This window comes from uncultured Aquincola sp., from assembly GCF_964001545.1.
GTDB lineage: Bacteria > Pseudomonadota > Gammaproteobacteria > Burkholderiales > Burkholderiaceae_C > Aquincola.
This window is the reverse complement of sequence record NZ_CAXFDV010000753.1, coordinates 1-3743: the sequence shown is the minus strand read 5'-3', so window position 1 is coordinate 3743 and position 3743 is coordinate 1. Positions and strand designations below refer to the sequence as shown.

Sequence of the window (3743 nt, the reverse complement as noted above, 5' to 3'; positions counted from 1 at the left end):
TGGCGGGCTGCATCGGCTGCGGTTGCCTGTCGCTCAAGACCTGCGCGCTGTACAACCCGCAGGACGCTGCCGCCGCTCACGGGCCGGGGGCGCGCTGGCTGGCCGGCGACACGCCGCCGTCTACATCCCCTTGAACAGCTGCGTGTAGCTGCGGCTGACTTCCAGCTTCTCGGGCCGGTCCTTGATGGCCACCAGCTGGCGGCCACGGAAGTCGCGCGACACGCCGGCAATGGCCTTGACGTTGACCAGCGTGCTGCGGTGGATCTGCCAGAAGCGCTGCGGGTCCAGCTCGTCCACCAGCTCCTTGATGGGCTTGCGGATCAGCGCTTCCACCTGCGGCGTCTGCACCCGGGTGTACTTCTCGTCGCTGATGAAGAACAGCACCTCGTCCACCGGAATCATCTGGATGCTGGCGCCCACGCTGGCCTGGATCCACTGCAGGTAGCTGGGCGCCTGGCCCATCTGCGCGGCCAGCTTGTGCAGCAGCTGCTGCAGCGGCGCGGCGGCGGGAGCGTCGGCCGCCGCCGGTTCGGCGCCCGCCCGCTGCGCCAGCCGCTTGCGGATGCGCTCGACCGTCAAGGCCAGCCGCTCGCGCTCAGCCGGTTTCAGCACGTAGTCGGCCACGCCTTGCTCGAAGGCCTGCACCGCGTATTCGTCATAGGCGGTGATGAAGACGATCTCGCAACCGTCCCAGTCGTCCACGGTGGGCAGCTGGGCGATCTGGCGGGCGGCGTCCACGCCGGTCAGGCCCGGCATGCGGATGTCCAGGAACACCAGCTCGGGCCGGTGTTCGGCCACCAGATCGACCGCCTCCTGCCCGTTGCGGGCTTCGGCCACGATCTGCAGCGCCGGCCACACCTCGGCCAGGCGGGCGCGCAGTTGCTCGCGCATCAGGCGTTCGTCGTCGGCGACCACGCAGCGCACCGCGGGCGCCGGGTTGCTGGGGGTGCTGCTCATGCGGCGGATTCTGTCGTTTCGGGGCGGGTGCGCGCCACATAGGGCACGGTGATGGTGACGATGGTGCCGCTGGGCTGGTTGGCGGCCACCGCCACCTGCGCCTTGCCGCCGTACAGCAGCTGCAGGCGCTCGCGGATGTTGGCCAGGCCCACGCCAGTGCCGGAGGTGGCGGCCTTGCCGAAGCCCAGCCCGGTGTCGGCCACGGTGACGGCCAGCTTGCCGTGCACGATCTCGGCCCGCACCGTCAGCTGCCCGCCTTCGGGCTTGGGCTCCAGCCCATGCTTGATCGCGTTTTCCACCAGGCCCTGGATCATCATCGGCGGGAACTCGGCCGAGTGCAGGCCCTCGGGCACGTCGATCACCGTCTGCAGCCGCTCTTCCATGCGCACCTTCAGGATCTCCAGGTAGGGGCGGATGACCGCCAGCTCGCGGCCCAGTTCGCGCACGCCGCCGGTGCTGGCTTCACGCATGGTCGGCATGCTGGCGCGCAGCAGCGCGATCAGGTTTTTTTGCATGCGGCTGGCGCGTGGCGGGTCGGTCTCGATCAGGTGGTCGATGGACGCCAGCGTGTTGAACAGGAAGTGCGGCTCCACCTGCGCCTGCATCGCGGCCATGCGCGCTTCCACCACCTGGCGCTTGAGCGATTCGGCCTCGGCCACCTCGGTGGCCTGGGCGGCCACGGTTTCGGCCTGCAGCCGGCCGCTGTAGGTGATCTTGATGATGGCCGAGGCGATGATCCACAGCACCGCCAGGTCGGTGAGAAAGTCGCCGACATGCACGGTGCGGGTGCGGGTGCGCGGGCGATCGCTGTCGGCATCGGCGGCGCTGGCGTCGGCGGCCGATTGCTGCGTGGCGTCGCTCGCCTCGCGGATGGCGTCGGCGATCTCGCGCACGCCGTCTTCGATGGTCTGGCGCAGCTCGTCGGCATCGGCGCCCGGCGGCACCGAGGCGGTGGCCGCCGGCAGCTTGGCGATGATGGTCTCGGCCGCGGCCTGCGCCGGGTCGGCCGCCGAAGCCGCCGACGACGCGGAGGCCGCGGACGCCGCCGAAGCGGCCGAAGCCGCCGCACTGGGCCCCCGGCGCAGCACGCGCACGCCTTCCTTGCCGATGGTGATGTCGATCGTCGGCTCGGGGGTCGTGGGGCTGGTGGCCGGCCGCGGCGCCGCCGGCGGCTTGGGCGGCACGGGCGGAATCGTCACGTGCACGCCGCGCGACACCTCTTCGGTGATGCGCCAGCTGAACGGCGGCAGGCGCTCCAGGATGCTGGCCAGGATGAGCAGCAGCAGCGAAAGCACGACGAAGCGCTTCCAGCTGATGCCGACCAGCCACTTGGCGTAGCTGCGGAACGCAGGCACCCAGGCAGCCACCAGGCGTTGCCAGGTGCTGGAGACGGGGTGTGCAGAGGCGCGAGGCTGGCTCGCGCGGACATCGGGTGCGGACATGGGGCTTGGCGACTGCTGATGCCCCACTGTACGCAGAGGCCTGCGGTCGGTGCGCGCCTGGCGCGACCAGTTGCAGGCGGGTGGGCACAGGCGGTGGCCTGGCCCGACCAATGGCAATGTGCTTACTGGATGGCCTGGACGACCATCAACACCAGCAGCATCACGACCATGGCCATTTGAACGGCTCGTTGTTGGTTCATATGCGGGTTCTCCCTAGTGCCTGAAGCGTAACAGGCATTCGGTGAAACCCGCCCCCACCCGATCGGGTGAAAAAGTAACGAAAGTTATGTTGCGGCGCAGCATCCCTGCGCCGCCACTGTGTTACTGCTTGACCGCTTCGACCTGGATCACCAGGCGCACGTTGTCGCTGAAGCCGTAATTCAGGCCGTAGGTGACGCCGAACTGGCTGCGGGTGAGCGTGGTTTCGAAGTCGCCGCCGCACACCTCGCGCTTGAGCATGGGGTTCTGGTAGCAGTTGAACTTGTTGGCCTTGAGCGTCACCGGCAGGGTCTTGTCCAGCAGCGTCAGGTTGCCGCTGACCTCGGCCACCTTGTCGCCGTTGAACACGAACTTGTCGCCCACGAACTTGGCGGTGGGGTACTTCTCGGCGTTCAGGATGTCTGCGCTTTGCAGGTGCTTGTTGAAGGGCGGCGTGCCGCTGTTGACCGAGGTGGTGTCGATCGTGATCTCGACCTTGCCGGTCTTGGCCGCGCGGTCGAAGCTGACGGTGCCTTCCTTCTTGTCGAAGCGGGCGCGGTTGGTGCTGGTGCCGAAGTGGTCGATCTCGAAGGTGACGAAGGTGTGCGTCGGGTCGATCGCGTAGTCGGCGGCGTGGGCGGCCGGTGCGGCCAGGGCGGCAGCCAGGGCCAGGGAAGCGGCGGCCAGGGTCGAGGTCGTCTTGCGCATGAAAGGTCCTACGGGGGTTGGAAAAAACGGGAGACAGTGGCGCGCTTACAGCGCGCCGATGCCGGTGAGCTGCAGCTTGAACTTCACCTGCACGTCGTTGGCCACCATCGAGGTGTCGGCCCATTCGCCTTCGCCGATCTTGAAATCGGCGCGCTTGAGGGTGAAGCCGCCGGTGGCGGTGGTATTGCCGCCGGCCTGGGTCAGCACCACGGGCACCACCACATCGCGCACGTTGCCCTTGATGTCCAGCTTGCCGGCCACGTCGAACTTGCCGGGGCCGGTGGCCTTGACGCTGGTGGAGGTGAACCTGGCCTGCGGGAACTTGGGCACGTTGAACCACAGCGGCTTGACCACCTCGGCCTCGCTCTCGGGCGCGCCCAGGCTGATGCTGGCCAGGTCGATCGCCAGCGCGATGCGGGCGGCATCGGGCTTCTTGGG

The 3743-nt window shown here is 68.5% G+C and carries 4 protein-coding genes and 1 pseudogene; 1 reads left to right on the top strand and 4 read right to left on the bottom strand.

Annotated elements, in window-relative coordinates; genetic code table 11:
- Window positions 1-134: pseudogene (locus ABNT58_RS26430) on the top strand (redox-sensitive transcriptional activator SoxR); the annotation flags it as partial.
- Here the strand turns inward: ABNT58_RS26430 and ABNT58_RS26425 are convergent.
- From ABNT58_RS26425 to ABNT58_RS26410, 4 genes are all read right to left on the bottom strand, one after another.
- Window positions 121-957, bottom strand: a complete 837-nt coding sequence (locus ABNT58_RS26425) for a LytTR family DNA-binding domain-containing protein (RefSeq protein ID WP_348756355.1) — start codon at window positions 955-957, stop codon at window positions 121-123. The pseudogene ABNT58_RS26430 and the gene ABNT58_RS26425 overlap by 14 nt on opposite strands.
- Window positions 954-2312 carry a histidine kinase gene (locus ABNT58_RS26420; protein WP_348756354.1) on the bottom strand — a complete coding sequence of 453 codons (1359 nt, stop codon included), beginning with the start codon at window positions 2310-2312 and terminating at the stop codon, window positions 954-956. Before ABNT58_RS26420 ends, ABNT58_RS26425 begins: the two co-directional genes overlap by 4 nt.
- Before the next feature lie 408 nt (window positions 2313-2720).
- Window positions 2721-3305: a YceI family protein gene (locus ABNT58_RS26415; protein WP_348756353.1), complete on the bottom strand. Its 585-nt coding sequence runs from the start codon at window positions 3303-3305 to the stop codon at window positions 2721-2723.
- 45 nt (window positions 3306-3350) lie between these two features.
- Window positions 3351-3743, bottom strand: a 393-nt coding sequence (locus ABNT58_RS26410) for a YceI family protein (protein WP_348756352.1), incomplete at its 5' end; no start/stop codon positions are given.